This window comes from Alloscardovia macacae, from assembly GCF_002259705.1.
Taxonomy (GTDB): domain Bacteria; phylum Actinomycetota; class Actinomycetes; order Actinomycetales; family Bifidobacteriaceae; genus Alloscardovia; species Alloscardovia macacae.
The window spans coordinates 1-2,288 of record NZ_MWWT01000016.1; the positions used below are offsets into that span (position 1 = coordinate 1).

The 2,288-nt window shown below is 49.4% G+C and carries 1 protein-coding gene; it reads left to right on the plus strand.

Annotated features, from left to right (window positions below; translation table 11 throughout):
* Positions 1-366: hypothetical protein (locus tag ALMA_RS08230; protein WP_211278359.1), on the plus strand; the 366-nt coding region annotated here is incomplete at its 5' end.
* Positions 367-2,288: the final 1,922 nt, after the last annotated feature.

Consider the following 2,288-nt stretch of genomic DNA (forward strand, 5'->3'; position numbering starts at 1 on the left):
ATTAATGTTATCGTGCTCTCTCAGGATGAGCCAGCCAAACCAAAAACACCCCCAGCGCCCCCAGTCAAGCGTATTGAGCAGGGTATCTCGGCTGACCGTATGCGTAACACGACGTTCACCACGGGTACGCGAGTCGGTGGTCAAGCCCTCTGGTTCTCAGATACGATCAACCCAAACGGCTTACACTACACGAAGACCGAACGGAAGGTCTGTGGAATGACCAGAGGCGCAAACAGTAGTAACCAGTTCACCTACAACACGGCGAACGGGCAGACTCCCACAGGAAACCGCGCAACCGCCACATGGAACGCAAACGGGGGGAAACTGCCAGACAAACACCAATGGGAATACCGACTCACCGTGTAATAACCCGTGATAGTCTAGAAAAACATCCCCTCAAACGCTCACAGTCGAGTGTCACATGTCACATATGGGGGGTCGTAGTATACCCCCATCTTAAAAACACCCCTTCACAGCCACATTTCGGGGGCTTACGCTCAACGCTCCACCCCCCCCCAGCCAGCTNTTCAGCATCCCACCNTTTCAGTACCGTAGGACGCGATAAACCCGTCTCACGCTGACAATCAATCTTCCTGCCGTCAGGATGATCCAACCGCCACCGCTTCACAACATCCCTCTTCGACTTACGACCATTACCAACACGCCAACTTCCATCAGGATGTACAACATCGCGAACAGCGTTCATGATTCGTACATGTTGTTTTTGCGGTCGTCCGTTGCGTTTGTTGCGTGTGAGGGGGATTCCTGTTCTGGCGCTGACGATTTCTACTTTTCTCCGGTACGCGTTGTCGGTTGGATTATCGTAAATGCGTAAAGCGCTATCGATGTCGTATTGAGTGAAGTGGTTATTTTCTTCTTCCGTGAGTTTCTCAAAACGTTTAGCAAGCTTGTTGCAGTCTTCGACGAGCTGTTCGCGTGGTATGTTGCATTGCACTGCCAGCGCACACAGGTTTTCTAAGCAGTTGTAACGATGCCCGACGGTCGCACCACTGTAGATTTTCTTTTTCCAGTTGTGGTAGATACCTTCGTATCGGCTGAAGTGTCCGCGTTCTTCTTTGTTCACGATACGGCGCTGATACCAGTCTGGGTAGAGTTCCTTGGCTTCTTCGAGCGTGTGCTCGTTCTTGACGGTGAGGTCTACACGGTTTTCTTCTAATGCGAAATGGTTCATGTACTGGGGCGTAACCTTGCCACCTGTACGGAAAGCGAGAGCACGCGCTCCACTTTTCGTGAGCGTGCCTGGCATACGGAAGGCTTGATTCAAACTCTCATACTGCACATGATTGTGAAGAGTCGTGACATACGTACTCCAGAATGTGCGTGTCAGTTGCTTCTTAAGTACGCTCCACTGCTGGAAAAGCTTAGGATACATGGGTACAGGCTTCTCAAAAACAAAGTAGAGGTGCAGTCCGCTTCCGCTTGCTACGATATAGGTCGGCTGAGGAAGGGGGTCAACTTCTCTCCTCCATGAGTAGAACAGCTCGTGTATACCTCCAGCGCCTTTGATTCCGTCGATTTCGATACACATGGCATGCATGTAGCGCGCGTTCTTGTTCGTCCGGTTCTTCCCGGCGTAGCTAAAAGGGGCGATAAAGCATGTTTTCTCGCTTGTATCGATGATGTTCCATAATTCCCCTAGGTCTTGCGTTATCGTGGTTCTATGGGTCGTTTTTGTGCCTTCTCGAGATATTTCTAGCGCGATGCCCGTGTACTCGCCGGTCTGATAATCGTTCCTATCCCTGTGGGGAGCGAGATGGTCTTGAAAAATATCCGTGTAGAATTCTCGAGCGGTAGTAGGTTCAGCACCCCATTCGACGAGTTCAAAGCACCACTGGGGAAGAGAAAATTCAGTTTCGTTTTTTGAAAAAGAAAGTTCGCTATTTAGTAGTTGGTTTTTCATTTAAGTTTTTCCCCTTCTCTCTCTAGGGGGGCGTAATTGAACAATGAATTTTTTTTACATTTTAGCCTATTTTTGGCTTGTTTTCAACACACCAAATAACCACTAAATAGCGGACTCAAAACCCAAAAATACGTGCAGAACGACATCACTGAACCTGCACACAGACCCTCAGTGAATAAGCCAGAGGAGCGCGGAACTTAATCCACGCCCCTCGCATAGCTAACAACTGTGGACAACTGGTACTGCCCACACAAGCCAGAACAACCACCCCCTAAAAGACTTTGTTCGCGACCAAAATGAGGTGGCGTGATGCTGTCCTATAGCCTGATACACACGATTATACGCTACACTTACAACCTAGAAGATG